Source organism: Phycisphaerales bacterium (assembly GCA_016699835.1).
Taxonomy (GTDB): domain Bacteria; phylum Planctomycetota; class Phycisphaerae; order Phycisphaerales; family UBA1924.
The window spans coordinates 471,381-487,898 of record CP064987.1; the positions used below are offsets into that span (position 1 = coordinate 471,381).

Annotated in this window: 15 protein-coding genes and 1 tRNA gene; 7 read left to right on the forward strand and 9 right to left on the reverse strand. The window is 65.1% G+C overall.

Going from position 1 to position 16,518, the window contains the following annotated elements; genetic code table 11:
• The first annotated feature begins 320 nt into the window (after positions 1-320).
• Entirely contained in the window at positions 321-1,064 is a 744-nt protein-coding gene (locus tag IPK69_01885; protein QQS09399.1) for a hypothetical protein, read from the forward strand.
• Positions 1,065-1,221: 157 nt separating this feature from the next.
• Complete coding sequence (locus IPK69_01890) at positions 1,222-1,749, forward strand: hypothetical protein (GenBank protein ID QQS09400.1); 528 nt, start codon at positions 1,222-1,224, stop codon at positions 1,747-1,749.
• Between the two features lie 32 nt (positions 1,750-1,781).
• Here the strand turns inward: IPK69_01890 and IPK69_01895 are convergent, their stop codons facing one another.
• Genes IPK69_01895 through IPK69_01905 form a run of 3 tightly spaced genes read right to left on the reverse strand, consistent with a single transcriptional unit; the run spans position 1,782 to position 4,972 of the window.
• Positions 1,782-3,365 carry an acetate--CoA ligase family protein gene (locus tag IPK69_01895; protein ID QQS09401.1) on the reverse strand — a complete coding sequence of 528 codons (1,584 nt, stop codon included), beginning with the start codon at positions 3,363-3,365 and terminating at the stop codon, positions 1,782-1,784.
• Positions 3,366-3,416: 51 nt separating this feature from the next.
• A complete protein-coding gene (locus IPK69_01900; GenBank protein QQS09402.1) occupies positions 3,417-4,070 on the reverse strand; it encodes a response regulator transcription factor in 654 nt (217 codons plus the stop codon).
• A complete protein-coding gene (locus IPK69_01905) occupies positions 4,067-4,972 on the reverse strand; it encodes a sensor histidine kinase (GenBank protein QQS09403.1) in 906 nt (301 codons plus the stop codon). The genes IPK69_01900 and IPK69_01905 overlap by 4 nt, the downstream gene beginning before the upstream one ends.
• Before the next feature lie 515 nt (positions 4,973-5,487).
• Here IPK69_01905 and IPK69_01910 point away from each other — a divergent pair.
• Positions 5,488-6,402, forward strand: a complete 915-nt coding sequence (locus IPK69_01910) for a pentapeptide repeat-containing protein (GenBank protein ID QQS09404.1) — start codon at positions 5,488-5,490, stop codon at positions 6,400-6,402.
• A gap of 77 nt (positions 6,403-6,479) precedes the next feature.
• On the opposite strand, the gene IPK69_01915 is transcribed toward IPK69_01910, so the two are convergent.
• Positions 6,480-7,265 carry a transposase gene (locus IPK69_01915; protein QQS09405.1) on the reverse strand — a complete coding sequence of 262 codons (786 nt, stop codon included), beginning with the start codon at positions 7,263-7,265 and terminating at the stop codon, positions 6,480-6,482.
• 625 nt (positions 7,266-7,890) lie between these two features.
• A tRNA-Pro gene (locus IPK69_01920) sits at positions 7,891-7,965 on the reverse strand.
• A 227-nt stretch (positions 7,966-8,192) separates the two neighbouring features.
• Here IPK69_01920 and IPK69_01925 point away from each other — a divergent pair.
• The 4 genes from IPK69_01925 (at position 8,193) to IPK69_01940 (ending at position 13,762) form a co-directional block, all read left to right on the forward strand.
• Positions 8,193-9,527 carry a dihydroorotase gene (locus tag IPK69_01925; protein ID QQS09406.1) on the forward strand — a complete coding sequence of 445 codons (1,335 nt, stop codon included), beginning with the start codon at positions 8,193-8,195 and terminating at the stop codon, positions 9,525-9,527.
• Positions 9,528-9,659: 132 nt separating this feature from the next.
• A complete protein-coding gene (locus IPK69_01930) occupies positions 9,660-11,567 on the forward strand; it encodes a redoxin domain-containing protein (GenBank protein ID QQS09407.1) in 1,908 nt (635 codons plus the stop codon).
• A gap of 16 nt (positions 11,568-11,583) precedes the next feature.
• Entirely contained in the window at positions 11,584-12,552 is a 969-nt protein-coding gene (locus IPK69_01935; GenBank protein QQS09408.1) for an SPOR domain-containing protein, read from the forward strand.
• A 157-nt stretch (positions 12,553-12,709) separates the two neighbouring features.
• Positions 12,710-13,762, forward strand: a complete 1,053-nt coding sequence (locus IPK69_01940; GenBank protein QQS09409.1) for a hypothetical protein — start codon at positions 12,710-12,712, stop codon at positions 13,760-13,762.
• 89 nt (positions 13,763-13,851) lie between these two features.
• Here the strand turns inward: IPK69_01940 and acpS are convergent, their stop codons facing one another.
• The 4 genes from acpS to dnaJ form a co-directional block, all read right to left on the reverse strand.
• Entirely contained in the window at positions 13,852-14,232 is a 381-nt protein-coding gene (acpS, locus tag IPK69_01945) for a holo-ACP synthase (GenBank protein ID QQS09410.1), read from the reverse strand.
• Positions 14,233-14,347: 115 nt separating this feature from the next.
• Positions 14,348-14,713 carry a zinc ribbon domain-containing protein gene (locus tag IPK69_01950; GenBank protein ID QQS09411.1) on the reverse strand — a complete coding sequence of 122 codons (366 nt, stop codon included), beginning with the start codon at positions 14,711-14,713 and terminating at the stop codon, positions 14,348-14,350.
• 15 nt (positions 14,714-14,728) lie between these two features.
• Positions 14,729-15,331 carry a nucleotide exchange factor GrpE gene (locus IPK69_01955; protein ID QQS09412.1) on the reverse strand — a complete coding sequence of 201 codons (603 nt, stop codon included), beginning with the start codon at positions 15,329-15,331 and terminating at the stop codon, positions 14,729-14,731.
• Positions 15,332-15,352: 21 nt separating this feature from the next.
• Positions 15,353-16,513, reverse strand: coding sequence for a molecular chaperone DnaJ (gene dnaJ, locus IPK69_01960; GenBank protein ID QQS09413.1), 1,161 nt, complete (start codon positions 16,511-16,513; stop codon positions 15,353-15,355).
• Positions 16,514-16,518 lie beyond the last annotated feature (5 nt).

The following is a 16,518-nucleotide window of genomic DNA, read 5'->3' on the forward strand; positions in this document are numbered from 1 at the left end:
TCCCATGAGCGTCCGAAAACGACAGACGAGGGATGCACTATCGGTGTCGGTCGTGACGACTGGGGGGACGGTGCGGGTCATGCGGGGGGACTCGGCGTGATTCCGGGTCGGGCCCGGGCCTTTCGATGAGACGCGCTGGCGTGGGCGTGGTTCTCGGCCGATGAGAGACCACTTGCGAGGGGCGGCTCATCGCGTGGAGGCGTCGCGGGTTCGTGTCCGATGTCGGGCGCGAGCGGGGTCTTCCACGAGGGGTGCGGCCCATCCCGCCGGGCGGATCGAAGAGAGTACAAGGGCCCCTCGTCGGGCCGGGAGTATCTTCCATGTCATTGTTTCCTGATTCTCGCATTGGCAAGATCGAGTTCTATGAGGCCCACATCGGCCCGTGGACGACGAGTGCTGTTCAGATCGGGCTCGACCCTTCCGCCGTCGCGGCCCTGGCGACGCTCGTGGGCGAGGCCCGCGACGCCTACGACGCGGCGCAGTCGGCGCGCGAGGCGTCGAAGGCCGCGACCACGGCCTTTCATAACGCCGTCAAGGCGATGCACAGCGGCGCCGGCGCGGGGTCGGACATGATCGACACCATTCGGAACTACGCCCAGAGCAAGAACAATCCGAACGTGTATGTCCTCGCCCAGATCCCCGCCCCCGCGACCCCCGGGACGATTCCCCCCCCGGGCAAGGCGTATGAGTTCGAGGTCGGGCTCCTGGAGAACGGCGCCCTCACGTTGCGATGGAAGTGCGACAACCCGTCGGGGTCGAGCGGGACGCTCTACGAGGTCCGCCGCGTGATCGGCGACCCGAACGTCGGGGTGTGGGCGCTCATCGGCTCGTCGGGCAAGCGCTCCTTCGTCGACGACACCCTGCCGCAGGGGAGCGCCTCGTCGCCGGTGACATACCAGATCCGCGCCGTGCGCTCGACGTCCTTCGGCGAGCCGGCCCAGTTCACCGTGACCTTCGGCGTGGCGATGGGGTCGGGGGGGGCGGGCAATGCAGCGCGCTTCGCGACCGTCGTGCAGACGGCGCCGGCGCCGATTGGTGATTCCTCGATCCGCGCCGCGGCGTAAATCGGCGGGACGACCATCACGAACTCCGTTCTTGCACCCCGCGACCGGAACGCCGGCGCGGGGTGTTTCTCGTTCCGTTGAGGTTCTTCACGGATCTACAGTCCTCGTCGTGGAGACGCCAGTCGCGAGACATCACGCGGGTTCTTTGCGAGCCAGGATGTGGGGCCGGCGCGTCGTGTTGATCGTCGTTGCCGTGCTCCTGCTCAAGGCTCCAGGCACACTCACCGAGTCGCTCATCATGTTAACGGCATGGGGGTGCGTGCCGATCGCGACCGCGTGGGGGCTGGTCCGCATCAATCGACCGTGGCGAAGCCCCAATCACGATCCGCGATGTAAACAGTGCGAGTACGACCTCACGGGAATCGACACGGGAGTCTGTCCCGAGTGCGGGGCCGTGGACTCCCGTCGCGGGCACACGATCCGGCGATGGTCGACGGCTCGTGCGTATGCCTGGTTAGCCGTGGCGATTCTGGTGACGGCGGGTGCGACGTACGAGACCTACACCGCCCTGGCCTACATCTCGATGGATGAGATGTGGGGGTGTCCAGAACAAACGAACGAGTATCGGGCGATGAGCGAGGGACGCTCCGCTGCGGCCATGGCGGCTATCGCGTGGGGCGCGTTCTGGATCATCGCCTACGCGTACGTCCTGATCCGAACGTGGCTCAAGAGCGATGATAGGTGAGCACGGGCGGCGCTGGCCAACGACATCTCGCGTCAGAGACTCGCGGGCATGTCGAGGACGACGAACAGACCCTCGACGCCGTCGCGGCGGCACTCGACCTCGGCCGCGATCAGGTCGCTGTCCTTACTGGCGAACTCCGCAGCGGGCACGGCCATCGCGGGGCGGCCATGGTCGTCTTTCAGTAGGCCATTCGACCGCGCGATGATGGCGCGGGCGTTGGTCTTCCACGCGTGGAGGTCGATCCAGACTCGACTGCCACCCCCCCCGCTTCCCCCACCACCCCCACCACTCTTGATCTCGAACGAGACGGCGTGCGTCGAGCCGACGAAGGCGGGTCGGCGCGGCTCGCGCGGCGTCCACGCGGCCCTCGCGCCGTTCTTCTTCACGTGCTCCTCAACGAGCGTCGCGAAGCGCGAGGCGATGGCCTTGGGCGTGTCGGTCTTCTTATATCCTTCGACCTTCGCCGGGAGGTCTTTGGTTGACGTGTGCAGAATCTCGACGGCGCGGTCCTCGGTGTTGCCGCCCAGGCGGACGACCGCGGGGATCGAGAGTTCGAGTTCCCAGAAGGCCTTCGCGAGGCCATACGCCGACCAGAACTGCTCCTGGTTGGCGACGCCCGAGCCCGAGCCGAAGTAACCGACGAGGCCGGGCTGGGAGAGGATGACGCGGGCGGCGCGGTAGACCTTGGCGGGCGAGGGGTTGCCGCTGGTGTCGCAGAAGTTGGCGATGGTAAAGCCTTCCGCGGTGATCGCGTCCATGGACATCATCGAGCCGCCGCCGCCGGCGCCGTGGAAGCCGATGAGGCCCTTGCTGCCTTGCGCGGCCTCGCCATTCGCTTGACTGTTCATTTGCGCAAAGAAGAACGTGCCGCGGTGGTCCTGCTGCTCGATGGTGTAGGCGACGCGCTCGAGCGCGGTCGGCGGGTGGTCGAGTTCGCGGGCGATCTCGATGCCGAGTTCCGGGTGGCGCGCCACGGCATAATCATCAATCGTGATGCGGCAGTCGGCGGCGATCGTCTCGCCCGCCGGCGTGATCGCGAGGGGGTTGATCTCCAGCGAGCGGGCGTCGTTGGATCTGGCGATCTCGAAGAGGCGGACGATGGTGCGCTGGACATCGTGCGCGACGTCGATCTGGAGATTCAGCCGCGCGACGGCGGCCTTGAGTTCGTCGGGGTTGGGGCCCTTGACGACGTGGCAGGAGACGCGCGAGGTCGCGTCGGCGCGCTCCTCGACGCCGCTGCCGCCGGTGGCGGAGAGAAGTATGACCGGGGCGCGGGCGGCCTCGTCGATGGCGATGGAGACGAAAAGTTCGCGGGCGATCGAGATGCACTCTTCGATCAGCACCTCGGTCACGGGGAAGCGCCCGAAGGACATAGTGAGCATCCGCGACGCGTGGTCGGCGGCGTCGGCGGCGGTCGTCGCCTTCTTGATCCCCCCCGCGGCGGCGCGGCCCGTGGTCCACGCCTGGACCTTGACCATGACGCCGGCTTTCTCGACGCCGAGTTCGGTGGCGGCGGCGCGGGCCTCGTCGGCGGTGCGCGCGACGCGCCCTCGCGGGACGCGGAGGCCGGCCTTGGAGAGGATCGCTTTGCCCTGGTGCTCGTGGAGGCGCGCCATAGGCGAGGAGTTTAGCGGGCGGGCCGTGGGCCGGTGCGGGTTCCTGCCGCGCTACTTCTCAAGAAGGCCCATCTCCAGGGCGAGGCGGACGAGGTCGGCCCGTTCCTTGAGCCCGAGTTTCTTCATGAGGCGGGCGCGGTACGACTCGACCGTCTTGACGCTCAGGCCGATGTCGTCGGCGATCTGTTGATTGGTGTATCCCTTCGCGACCTGCTGGAGGACCTCGCGCTCGCGCTCGCTCAGCGTGTCCACGGGGGACTTCCCGGCCGACGACGGCGTGGGCGACGACAGAATCGACTCGAGCGTGGCGGCGTCGCCGACGTCCACGAAGACGCGGCCCTTCGCGACGGCCCGGATCGCCGAGATCAGTTCGGTGTCGGCGGCGCTCTTGTTGACATACCCCGACGCGCCGATCGCGATGGCGCTTCGGACATACGCCGGGTCGTCGTGCATCGAGACGACGATGATGCGGGCCTGGGGGACCATCGTGCGGATCTTCCCGATCGCCGAGACACCCGAGGCCCCGGGCATGGTGAGGTCGAGGGTGATGATCTGGGGCTTGGTCTTTCCGGCGGCGTCCATCGCCTCGTTCACGTTCCCCGCCTCCCCCACCACCTTGAGATCCGGCTGGGACTCGAGGGCGAGGCGAAGGCCCTTGCGGACCATCGCGTGATCGTCAACGATGAGGATCGTGATGGGACTCATGGATTGTGGACTCCGATGGGAAAGGACGCCTCGACCGTGGTGCCACGGCCGGGGTTGGATGTCATGCGGAAATCGCCGCCGAGCAGCACCACGCGCTCGCGCATGCCGGAAAGCCCGAGACCACGGCCCGATGGAGACTCCGTGTACTCCGTGCCACGAGGCAAGCCTCGGCCATCGTCACTCACGCGGACACGGAGACGATCGACGGCCTGCTCCAGCACGACGCGGATGGTCCGCGCCCCCGAGTGCTTCGCGGCGTTGGTGATCGCCTCCTGCACGACGCGATAGCACGCGATCTCCATAGGCGTGGTGTAACGCCGGTCGCCGATGGAGACGTCGGACTCGATAGAGATCTCGGTCGCGTGGGCGATGTCCTCGCAAAGCCGCGGTATCGCGATGGCGAGACCGAAGTCCGAGAGGATCGCCGGCGACAGCCCGCGCGCCAGTCGACGGGTGGAATCCATCGCGTTGGTGGCGGGTTCCAGCAACCACTCGGCCCGTTCACGAGCATCCGTAAGCGTCTCGGCCCGCGAGATGGCACGAAGCCCGAGCAGCAGCACGGCCTGGGCCTGCCCCAACTCATCGTGCAGATCACGCGCGACGCGGGCCCGCTCGTCCTCCTGGATCGAGAACGCCCTGGAGAGCAGATCGCCACGCTCGGCGACGAGGGCGCGAAGGGGGCGGACTACTAGTAGCCACAGAGCCGGGCAGAGCGCCGCCGTGAGAAGCGTCGAATCGAGCAGCGAGACCCAGAGGCTGTTCTGGGCGTCCTCGGGGAGCATCGAGATGAAGAGCATGATGATGAACTCGACCGTGAAGACGGTCGCGAGAATCAGCACAAAGACCCGGAACGGGGAGACACTGTGCAGCACCGAGGCCGAAGATGCGCCGCTCGTCGGCATGTGTGCGTCAGTATAGGGAGAGTCGCCCTTCGTCTCGGCGATGGGGGCGTGCCGTGCCGCAAGCAGCACGATACACAATGGCGGCCTCGATCTCGATTGCTTGGGCGAGGCCGCAAGGGATACCGCGCACGATCAGCGACCGACACGCCTTCCTCTTTCGAAGGCGGGTGGTCCGCATCTTCCGGACTGTGTGCCACCTTGCGAACCGTTCCATGTCCGCCAAACGTGGCCAGCGTGAATCGACACCGCCGCACGAGGCGACGGCCCAGAGCCGCCGTCGTCTCGTGGCACCCACCAGGGAGAGCGCGGACGCCACAACTCCTACACTGGTCGAGAGTGCATCAGTCGGTCCAGAGCAACCGACTGATGGCACCCAAACCTGAGGAACCCACGCCACCCGCCAAGACAAACGAATGGTATGATGTCACAACCCCCAAGCAGTGGCAAAATCACCTTCGTAAATATGAGCCTAGTTTCGGCAAAGGCAATCAGCTTATATATTTTATCGAGTAACCATGAGTGACATATATAGTGAAATATGGCGTCGACTTTCAGATAATGAGACGTTGGATGGACTGGGTCTCCTTAGTCGTAATGGGCGTATCGACCTCAGCGAGATCTCTGTCCCTTTGGTCGATTGCGGCAAGGCCTTGCCAGCACAGTTCGAACACATTCACCGGATAGACAATTACCTCCAGTTAACTAATGCAAAACTACGATTGCTAGACTTTACAGGCGCAAACCTACCACACATTCGTTTCGACGGGTGTGTATTGGAGGACTGCGTCTTTGATCAATGCAATGCTGAAGATTGGCGTATTTGGTCGACTAGTATCCGCAACTGCAGTTTCCGCAAGACTCGATTGCGAAACTCGAATCTAGGGTGTCATTCTGATGGAAGACGGACTAGTTATAACTGTGTGGACTTTACAAGAGCGGACATGCGTGGATCACACTTTACATATGTAGAGTTCAAAGATTGTCTGTTTCGACACACCAAACTCAATAAAATGGACTTCGGAGCTAGCACCTTCGACAGATGCGTCTTTGAAGGACCGTTACATGAAGTGTGCTTTACAAGAAATGAGTATAATGCCCCATACTCGCCGGCGGAGATCTTTAGCGTAGATTTTTCAAAGGCCGATCTCCACTATGTGGAATTCAAAGGGCTCAATATGGTAGACGTGAAATATCCGAACGACGGAAACCATATTGTTATCGATAACTTTAAACCAACACTAGAACGACTGATCACCTCACTCATAGCCTATGATGACCCACAGTGCCTTGGGTTAATTGCGATTCTTGAGAGCACACTTAGATGGGCCGGACCAAATCAATATCGTGGCGTTCTGAGCGTACATGACATTCTTGGCGTTAACAATAATCGTAAACTACTCAGTATTGTACTTGAGCATTTGGGGCAATGAATAATTTGCACGCATGTCCTTCCTGTACAATTATCCATCTCGCCAGATTCAGCGGCCATTACAGCCCGCAATCAGCATCATGCAGCCGTCCAGTAGAAGTGCCTGATCACGCCTCCGAGCATCGTTCGGCACCGGACCTGATCACGTGCAGCCAGCCCGGCACGGTTCGTTGGCCTCCGACCCAGCGGCGCCGCGAACTCCAGCGACGAGCGCGGCCTGTCCCTGTTGTAGTGGTAGACGTATTCGTGGAGCAGATAGTCCAAGTGCCCCGTGCCGAGGATCACGAAATCGTCGAGACACTCGGCCCGGACACTCTGGATCAGCCGTTCGATGTGCGCGTTGAGGTTCGGCGATCGGCGCGGCAACGGCATGGACCGCACCCCGCGCTCACCCAACTCGCGCTCGAACACGCCCTCACCCATGAGGAACTTGCTGTCGCGATCACGCACCAGCAGCGATGGCGGGCTCATGTCCCTCGGCACACTCGCCGCGAACTCCCTGACCGCATCGATGAGCCACGTGGCGCCGGGTTTCGTGGTGCTCGTCGACATGTGCGCCCGACGCGACTTCGGGTGAGTGAACACCAGGCTGAACGCTGGCTGCAGTCCCAGACGCGTCAGCACGCGCGTCGCCATGAAGTCGCAGGCCCACAACGTCGTGGCGTGCGCCTTGAGGAACTCGTCCCAACTCCGCTCGCCACGAACAGGACCGCTCGGCAGCCCGGCCTCACGCAGGATGTTCACGACCGTCGAGCGCGAGACGCTGGCGATGCCCAACTTCTTCAGTTCGCCGAGAATCCGCGTGTATCCCCATCCCGTCTCCCGCGGCTGGTGGCATGACTTGACCCCTGCCTTGGGTGCCATCAGTTGGCTCCACTTGCGGTGGGCGTTGGGGGACAACTGATGCCGGGCGTCGTGCGACGACGGACACCCCGCTCTGCCGCACGGGTATCGCCTCCACCACGCGAATCGACGCCGCGGCACGAGACGACGGCCCAGAGCCGCCGTCGTCTCGTGGCACCCGTGATCGGACCTCCGTGGGGCGCCGCCACACTCGCGTAGGGGACGATCCCATCGGCGTATGGAGGAGTCCCATCGGCGTATAGAACGATCCAACACGCGTGATGAACGATTCCATCGGCGTGTTGGACGATCCAATCGGCGTGATGAAGGCCCCAGCACGCGTGTTGGACTCTTCCGCACGCATGTTGAACCCTCCAGCACGCGTGTTGGACGACCCAATCGGCGTACGGGACGATCCAATCGGCGTACGGGACGATCCAATCGGCGTCTTGGACGATCCATCGCACGGTTATGGCGACGTGGAACCCCGCCCGGGCCGCGTTTTTGCGGTGATAAGGCGTGCGGACGTGGGGTCGGGCGTTTGGCGCGTGGTACTGGTGGGCGAGATTGTGGAGAAAGAGTCGGAACGTCGCGCCCAAGGGAGGGCCAATGCTCGTGCCGTTGGCGCGGGCTCGGCGTCTGAAAATCGGGGTGGGGGGATTCGAACCCCCGACCTCTTGACCCCCAGTCAAGCGCGCTAACCAAGCTGCGCTACACCCCGCGGTGGTCCTGCGGCATGGGCCTTTCGACGCCAGAGCCGGAGAGGACCATGAGCGTAGGTCGGTCCCCCGGACAAAGCGCGGCGGCGGCGGCATTGGGGAGGGTGTGGGCCGTGATCGAGGGACGACCGGGACACCAGGGGCCACGAGATGGGGTAGAAGGAGAAGGGGCAGGCGGGCCGCCTGCCCCACGAGATTCGAGGAGGGCCGCGCTACGCTGGTCATCGGCATGAGCACGATCCTGATCGAAGGCGGAAGGGTCATCGATCCGGCCTCTGGCATGGACCAGATCGCCGACGTCGCGGTCTCGTGTTCACCCGGGAACACGACGGGCACGATCGTCGCGATCGGAAGCGGGACTGGCGCCAAGGGCGGATTGGATCGGGGGCACGCCGACCGCGTCATCGACGCCGCGGGCCGGCTTGTCGTCCCCGGACTCATCGATCCTCATGTGCACCTCCGCGTCCCCGGCGGCGAGCACAAGGAGACGATTGCAAGCGGCACCCAGGCCGCGGTCTTCGGCGGGTTCACGAGCGTCTGCTGCATGCCCAACACAATCCCCGCGCTCGACTCGGCGGCGCTCATCGAGGGCATCGGCGAGACCGCGCGGGCCGAGGGCGTCGCGCGAGTCTTCTGCGTCGGAGCGGCGACGCGCGGACGCAAGGGCGACCAGATCGCGGATCTCGCGTCGATGCGGGGAGCGGGTGCCGTCGGATTCACCGACGATGGCGACGCGATCGCCTCGGCCGAGGTAATGGCGAAGGTGCTCAAGGAGGCCGCACGACTGGGTATCGTCGTCATGCAGCACGCGCAGGAGCCGTCGATGACGCGCGGGAGCGTGATGCACGCGGGGAGCGTGGCAACGAGGCTTGGCCTCAAGGGCTGGCCGCGGATCGCGGAGGAGTCGATCGTCGAGCGCGACGTGCGATTGGCGAGCGGCATCGCGAACGCGAGATACCACGTCCAGCATGTCTCGTCCGGCGGCACCGTCGAGATCCTGCGGAAGGCCCGCGCTGAGATCGGCGATCGAATCAGCGGCGAGGCCTCCCCCCACCACCTCCTTCTGACCCACGAATCGTGCGACGGGTACAACACCTCGGCGAAGATGAACCCGCCTCTGCGAGAGGAACGCGACGTGATGGCCCTGCGCGAGGGCGTCGCCGATGGCACCATCACCGTCCTCGCGACCGACCACGCCCCGCACGCCCTCCACGAGAAGGACGTGCCGTTCGAGGAGGCGGCGTTCGGGATCATCGGGCTGCAGACGGCCCTGCCGCTCTACGCCGAGGCGCTCGTGGCGACGGGCCTGATCGGCTGGCCACGCCTCATCGCGCTGATGACGATCGAGCCGGCGAGACTCTGCGGGCTGGACGCGATGGGACTCGGGCGCCTCGAGGTCGGCGGCCCCGCGGACGTCACGATCATCGACCCCGAGGCGACCTGGACGATCGACCCGAAGGCCATGCCCGGCAAGAGCATGAACACGCCCTTCACGGGGCGGAGGGTGAAAGGCCGCGTGACGCACACGATCGTCGGCGGCGTGGTGCGCCACGGCGGCGACTGAGCGTGCTCGACGAGAGAGGCGATTCGCGGCTGAGAATCCGTCTCGAATCGAGCCGTTGGACGCGCCATAGACCGTCGCCCGACGGGGGGCGCGGTATCATCGACCATGAATCATGGACGTTCGAGCCGACGGATGACAATGAGCCTCGCACCTGGACTCGCGATCATTACTTCGATCGCGTTGGCGGGCTGCCGGGGCGACCAGCACGCCCCATCGCCCACTCCCACCGCCACGTCCTTCTCTCCCGAAGCCTCCGCGCGACAACTCGAGCGTCTCACCAAGGTCGATGACCCGGCGTCGCTCGGCGTCGGGCGGGCCGTGGACTTGCCCGTGATGCCCACGCTCTCGGACGCGACCTTCGACCTCTCCGAAGCGGTCAAGGTGAATCGGTGCGTCGTCATCTCGATCACGAGTTTCGGCTGCCCGGTCTCGCAGAAGTACGCCCCGCGCTTCGCCGCCCTCTCACGCGAGTTCGCCAAACGTGGCGTGAAGTTCGTCGAACTCGACCCGATCCCCACCGACACACCCTTCGACCTCAAACGCCAGGCACGCACGAACGATTATCGAGGCGAGATCATCATGGACCCCGAGGCCAAGGCGACGATCGCCCTGGGCGCTCGAACCACGACCGACATCTTCGTCTTCGACTCACAAGGCGTGATGCGATATCGCGGCGCGTTCGATGATCAGTTCGGCGTGGGCGAGACCCTGGAGCAGCCCAGCCGCGAGTTCCTCCGCCCCGCCATCGAGGCCGTACTTGCGGGACACGCCCCCGAGTATCCCGCGACATGGGCCGCCGGCTGCCTCCTCGATCTCCCCGAAGCGACGCGAGAGTCGCCCGCCGACACGCCCCTGACCTATTACGCGAATATCGCCCCGATCATCGCTCGCAGTTGCGTCACCTGCCATCGCACAGGCGGCTCGGCTCCCTTCAGCATGACGAGCGTCGCCGCGATCGAGGGGCGTGCCTCCATGATCGAGGCGATGGTGCGTGAGCGGATCATGCCTCCCTCGCATGGCGTCGCGACCGCGGGCGAAGGTCCATGGCGCACGATCCCAACGCTCTCAGAGCCTGATCGAGAGACCTTTCTCACGTGGCTCCGTTCCGGTCGCGCCCTGGGAATGCCAGACGACGAGCCGAAACTCGACGAGTCGACCGCCGCACTCTCACACCCCATCGGCTGGGCGATTGGAAGTCCGGATGTGCTGCTCATGACGCCGAGCATGCGCCTCGAGGTCGATGGCCCGTTGCAACACTCGCGCTCGGTCCTGCCTATCCGTCTCGACGAGGCACGCGAGGTCCGGGCGATCGAGTTCAAGCCCATGAAGCCCGGGAGCATCCAACTCACCCTCGCGTGGCTCATCCCCCCGGGCGTGACTGTGCCCGAAGGGAACACGCTCCCGGGGGAAGAGCGTGGCATCCAGTTCTTCGGCGCCTATGGCGCGGGACACCAGCCGATCGAGTTCCCGCAAGGCGCCTCGCGCACCATCGAACCCGGCTCCAGCCTGCTCGTCGACACCTACTCGCGGCCGATGGGCCGACTGATCACCGTCTCCCAACGAATCGCGATGGTCTTCGAGCGAACCGAGAGCCGCACGAACAATCGCACGAACGTCAGTGGCCACGTGCTCATGGCCTCGACACCCGACGTCGTGATCCCACCCGGCGAGCCGAGCACCGAGGTCACGGCCTCGCTCGTGCTCACCAAAGACGTGCGCCTCGTCGCCCTCACGCCCCACATGCGCGCCCGCGGACATTCCATCACCATCGATGCGGCGTTGCCCAATGGCAGTATCAAGCGGCTCCTCACCTGCCCCACCTACGACTGGCGCTGGCAGCTTCGATACGCCTATGCCACTCCGCTCGACCTCCCCAAAGGCACACGGCTCGTGGCGACCGGTGTCTTCGAGAACTCGCGCAACAACCCCAGCAACCCCGACGCCTCGGCCACAGTCCGACAGGGCGCCGGCCCGGGAGACGAGGCCTTGCTCGTCGGGCTGGAATGGATGGAGTTGACCGAGACACCGCATGACAAATAGACGGCTACCGTTCATCATGGCAATCTCGACTCCAACGGACTGGACGAGCGGCGATTCCACATCATCACTCCCCCGCACGCGCGTGCATGCACGACGCATGGGCGGCGCCCTCGCGATGGTTGTGCTCACGCTCCTTACGGCTTGCGCCTCCAACCGATCGGGAGGCGACACGAGCGCCAGCGCCACCGACTACATGCTCCTCTACCAGACCGGCCAATACTCCACCGCGTACGACTCGGCGAGCAGCGCCGCCCGCGCCCTAGGCACCTCCTCCCAATCGCGCGAGCAGGCCTCCATGATCGCCGGCCTCAGCGCCCAGGCCCTGGGTCGTGCCGACGACGCCCGCCAGTGGCTCAAGCCGTTGCAAACGTCGCCACGCCCCGAGGTCAAGGGCAAGGCCCTCGCCGCCCTCGGCCTGATCTCGCAGAGCAAGGGCGAGCACGCGACCGCCGCGAACGATCTCCGCGACGCGAGCACGTGGCTCGAATCCGCGGGCCTCGTGAGCGAAGCGGCCCGCAGCGCGATGTACGCTTCCGATTCATACTCCTCGAATCGTGAAGAGGCCGCCGCCCAGCGCGAGTTGGAGCGGGCCTCGATCCTTGCCTCGAAACTCCCCGCCTACGACGGGCAGGCCGCCACCCTCCGGGCCATGATCGCCGACCGACAGTCGGGCCGGACCGTGACCGCCCCCTGGGATTCCAAGCCCACGCGGACCGTTCAGGCAAGACAGACGCAGAACACCGCGCCGACGGGTTCGGTCTTCACCGTGCAGGTCAACGCGTTCTCGGACCAGAATCGCGCCCAGCAATCGGCCGCGAGAATGGCGCGATACGCCCCGGCCCGGGTCGTCCCGATCCTTAACGCCGAAGGCAAGACGCTGTATGCCGTTCGTTTGGGTCAGTTCGCCACCAAGGCCGAAGCCGATTCGCTGAAACGCACCATCGGCGGCGGGGCCCGTGTCGTCGTAGCCTCGGCAACGCCCTAGGGAACTTGGCCTCGGCCCGACTTCGTGGCCACGCCTCGTGTAACGGCCAGCAAGAATCCTGGAAACCCGGGCGGCCGGCACGCGTCGGACCTTTGGAGTCATAGGAGAGTCACGTCACAGGTCGTGGCGATCGTGTGGGCATGAGGAGATTCGAGTCATGAAGACGAACTCGCGTCAGTGTACGTTCCCCGTGCTTCACGCCTGTGCCCTCGTGGCCCTGGTCGCTGGTTTGGCGGGCGTCGCGCATGCAACATGTCCTCCCGGGAGTGAGGGCGAGTCGATCGTCGCGCCAACGGCCTCTCCGGAGACATTGGAAGCCAACGCCGCTCGCGCCCGCCTCGAGAAAGAACTCAAGAAACTCCGATTCGAGTACTTCCGCCACGGCTCAAACGAACGGCTCGTGAGCGAGGGCCTCGCGAAACTCCGCGAACTCAACGCAGTCGAGAACTACCCCATCCTCTGCGACCTCTTCCTCGATGAACCGGGCGAGGTCGGCGTTACGGTCCGAACCGCAGTACTCGACATGTTCGCCAAGCGTCGCGACGACGCCGGCGACACCACGCTCGCGTGGCTTGGCATCTTTGCCAAGGGCGACGCCACACGCTCGGCCGCCTTCGAGCGTTTGCAATCACGCCGCACCGAACTCAAGCATGCGCCCGACGCCGCGACCAGAGTCGTCGAGGTCGCCCTCCAGTCGAAGCGTGACTGGGCGATGCAGCGTGCCGCCGAAATGGCCGGCGTCCTCGACATCATCGACGCGATTCCTCTGCTCATCAGCGCCCAGGCGGGCATCGGGGCCCTCGGTGGCGCCGGTGGTGGTGGCGCGACACAACCCAAAGGCGATCTCGCCTACATCGCCATTGCGAAGCAGGTCGCGTTCGTCGCCGACCTCCAGCCCGTCGTCGCCGAGGGTGCTGTCGGCTTCGATCCGACACTCGGCGTCGTGAACGAGGGCGTGCTCCTCCGCATCCACGACGCCCAGGTGAAGACCGTCAAGGTCGATCTCATCACGCCGCTCAACCGCCTCGCGTCCAGCGCCTGGGGACAGCCGACGGATTACCTAGGCCGTGATGCCGCCGCCTGGGCCAACTGGTACGACCGAGACTTCAAGCCATATTGGACGGCGAAGCAGGCGGCGATCGACGCAAACGCCCAGAAAGATCTGAAGCACGACGACTCGAGCGACAAAGTCGTCGGCAAGGCCTCATAAACGCACGCCGACACGCGGCCCGGACGTGAGTGTTCGACTTCGTCTCACCCGCGCGGGCACGTCGTTCATGCCGCGGTTGGCCAGTTCCATCACCCCAGCCCAATGACCGACGCGATCGCGTGGTCCTCGGTGTGGCTGAGGCTGACCAGCCATGACTTGATGCCCAGCGACGCGGCGATCGTCGCGGCTTTGCCCGTGAGCACGATCGCCGGACGGCCGGATTCATCACGGGTCACCTCGACATCCGTCCACGCGATCCCGCCGCTCCACCCGGTGCCCAACGCCTTGAACACCGCCTCCTTCGCCGCGAACCGCGCGGCCAGGTGCTCATCCCGCCTCTTGTTCGCATGGGCATAGTCGCGCTCGCCCGAGGTGAAGACCCGCTCGAGGAATCGATCGCCATGCTGATCGATGGACCGCGCGAGGCGGGCCACCGGAACAAGATCGATGCCATGGGCGAGGGTGTGCATGTGGGCGGCGCGAAGATCCGGGCTTGCTGGCTCTCGGACACCGCTCTGGAGAGCGGTGCCACCTTGGACGGTGCTTCTCGATCGATGGCACTCTCGTTGGGCACGCACGAGGAGCCTAGTCGGCCTTGGGCTTCGATGCTTTCGACTTCTTTCCAGACTTCTCAGCAGACTCGGCCTTTGATGGCTTTGGATCGGCGGCAGGAGTCGCCGCCTTCGAGTCCGTGGAGGCCGACTCCGTCTTGGTCGCGCCCGAATCGTTCGCCGGCTTGTCGCTCTCGGCGGCCTTCTTGTAGTTCTCGCTGCGGTAATCGGTCTGATAGAACCCCGAGCCTTTGAAGACGATCGCCGCCCCCGTGCCGATGAGGCGATCGAGCGCGTTCTTCCCGCACTTCGGGCACTTCCGGAGCGGCTTGTCCTTCATGGATTGGAACTGCTCGAACTCGTGCTTGCACGCGGTGCAGCGATAGTCGTAGGTGGGCATGGCGATTCAGTCGTGTTAGGGAGCGACGGCGACCTGCGCCGCGCGGATGATGCGATCACCCAGCGCGTACCCCGCGCGATAGGTCGCGACGACGTGCCCCGACTCGACGCCGTCGGCTCGTTGCTGCATGATCGCCTCGTGGATGCCCGGGCTGAACTCGTCGTTGGGCTGGGGATTGATGAGTCGCACGCCGGTCTGCCCGATCGCCTTGATGAGTTCCTCGCGGATGACGCGGACGCCGTCCATGATCTGCTCCGCCGAGGCCTTGCCCGGGTCCTGGTTGAGCGCCATGTCGAAGTGGTCGAGCACGCCGACGATCTTAGTGACCGTCGAAGCGATCCCCGACTGCAGCGCGACCTGCTCGTTCTGGTTGGCACGGCGCTGGAAGTTCTGGAAGTCCGCCATGGAGCGAAGGTACTTCGACCGGGCGTCCTCGAGTTCGGTCTTCAGCCGTTCGATCTCGTCGTGCGCCGACGCGCCGGAATCGGCGTGACCCATGTCCTGGCCGAGATCATCGGATGCATCGTCGAGATTGAAGATGGGCTGGTCCTCGTCGTTGTATGGACGACGGGACGAGGCCGGGTCTTCATCGGGTCGTGGTGTGTGTTCGTGGGGCATCATGTCGGCTATAAGACTACTTCAGGATAACAGATCTTTGACCGACTTCCAGAAGCCGGAACTCTCGGGGTTCACTTTCGCGTCCTCCGTCTGGGCAAACTCGCGGAGGAGTTTTTCCTGCTGCGAGGAGAGTTTCTGAGGCGTCTCGATCTTGACAGCCACCAGCAGGTCGCCCCGCTTGCCCGTCCGAAGGTTCGGCAGGCCCTTCCCAGGGGCCGTGAAGACCTTGCCGAACTGGGTGCCATGCGGGATCTCGATGGCGGCGGGACCATCGATCCCCGGCGCATCGAGTTTGGCCCCCAGGGCGGCCTGCGTGAAACTGATGGGCATCTCGAGGATCAGGTTGTCGCCATCGCGGTGGTACAGATCGTGCTCTTCGACACGGACGAGGACGTGGAGATCGCCACGCACGCCAGAGCCATCCGGCGAGACCTCCGGCGGCGGCGGCTCGCCCTCACTCGGCACGCGGATCGCCTGACCCGAGTGGATCCCCGCGGGGATCTTCACGCTCAGCGATCGCTTCTTCGGCGTGCGCCCCTTGCCGCGGCAGGAATCACAGAAATCCTTGATGACCTTCCCACGCCCCGCGCACGCGGGACACGTCGTCACCATGCGGAACATCCCGCCGAGCCCGGCCTGCGTCACGCGACCCTGCCCGCCGCACGTCGGGCACTTGATCGGCTCGGAACCGGGCTTCGCGCCCGAGCCCGTGCACGACTCGCAGACATCAAGCCGCGTGAACTCGACATCGCGCTCGGCCCCGCTGAGCACGTCCTTGAGTTCGATGGAGACCTCGGTCTCCAGGTCATAGCCACGCGCCGGCCCGCGCCGACCCTGCCGCCCCCCCCCACCGCCGCCCGCGAAGCCACCACCGGCGAAGATGTCGTTGAACATGTCGAAGATGTCCGACACGTTCATGCGTGAGAAGTCGTGTGTCGCGGGCCCGCCGCGCCCCTTCAGCCCCTCGTGCCCGTACTGGTCATAGATCTTCCGCTTCTCCTCGTCGGAGAGGACCTCATACGCCTCGGCGGAATCCTTGAAGTTCTTCTCGGCCTCGGCATCGCCCGGGTTGCGGTCCGGGTGGTACTTCATCGCCATGCGCCGGTACGCGCGCTTGATCTCCTCGCCGTCGGCCGTGCGCTCGACGGAGAGGATCTCGTAATAGTCGCGTGTGGTGGGCATTTCGA

What these genes read in the sequence shown, in the direction of transcription:
- IPK69_01935 (QQS09408.1), top strand. Translation starts at nt 11,584, where the DNA reads ATGGCAATCTCGACTCCAACGGACTGGACGAGCGGCGATTCCACATCA.
- IPK69_01915 (QQS09405.1), bottom strand. Translation starts at nt 7,265, where the DNA reads ATGGCACCCAAGGCAGGGGTCAAGTCATGCCACCAGCCGCGGGAGACG.
- IPK69_01930 (QQS09407.1), top strand. Translation starts at nt 9,660, where the DNA reads ATGACAATGAGCCTCGCACCTGGACTCGCGATCATTACTTCGATCGCG.
- IPK69_01890 (QQS09400.1), top strand. Translation starts at nt 1,222, where the DNA reads ATGTGGGGCCGGCGCGTCGTGTTGATCGTCGTTGCCGTGCTCCTGCTC.
- IPK69_01940 (QQS09409.1), top strand. Translation starts at nt 12,710, where the DNA reads ATGAAGACGAACTCGCGTCAGTGTACGTTCCCCGTGCTTCACGCCTGT.
- IPK69_01950 (QQS09411.1), bottom strand. Translation starts at nt 14,713, where the DNA reads ATGCCCACCTACGACTATCGCTGCACCGCGTGCAAGCACGAGTTCGAG.
- acpS (QQS09410.1), bottom strand. Translation starts at nt 14,232, where the DNA reads ATGCACACCCTCGCCCATGGCATCGATCTTGTTCCGGTGGCCCGCCTC.
- IPK69_01885 (QQS09399.1), top strand. Translation starts at nt 321, where the DNA reads ATGTCATTGTTTCCTGATTCTCGCATTGGCAAGATCGAGTTCTATGAG.
- dnaJ (QQS09413.1), bottom strand. Translation starts at nt 16,513, where the DNA reads ATGCCCACCACACGCGACTATTACGAGATCCTCTCCGTCGAGCGCACG.
- IPK69_01925 (QQS09406.1), top strand. Translation starts at nt 8,193, where the DNA reads ATGAGCACGATCCTGATCGAAGGCGGAAGGGTCATCGATCCGGCCTCT.
- IPK69_01905 (QQS09403.1), bottom strand. Translation starts at nt 4,972, where the DNA reads ATGCCGACGAGCGGCGCATCTTCGGCCTCGGTGCTGCACAGTGTCTCC.
- IPK69_01900 (QQS09402.1), bottom strand. Translation starts at nt 4,070, where the DNA reads ATGAGTCCCATCACGATCCTCATCGTTGACGATCACGCGATGGTCCGC.
- IPK69_01895 (QQS09401.1), bottom strand. Translation starts at nt 3,365, where the DNA reads ATGGCGCGCCTCCACGAGCACCAGGGCAAAGCGATCCTCTCCAAGGCC.
- IPK69_01955 (QQS09412.1), bottom strand. Translation starts at nt 15,331, where the DNA reads ATGCCCCACGAACACACACCACGACCCGATGAAGACCCGGCCTCGTCC.
- IPK69_01910 (QQS09404.1), top strand. Translation starts at nt 5,488, where the DNA reads ATGAGTGACATATATAGTGAAATATGGCGTCGACTTTCAGATAATGAG.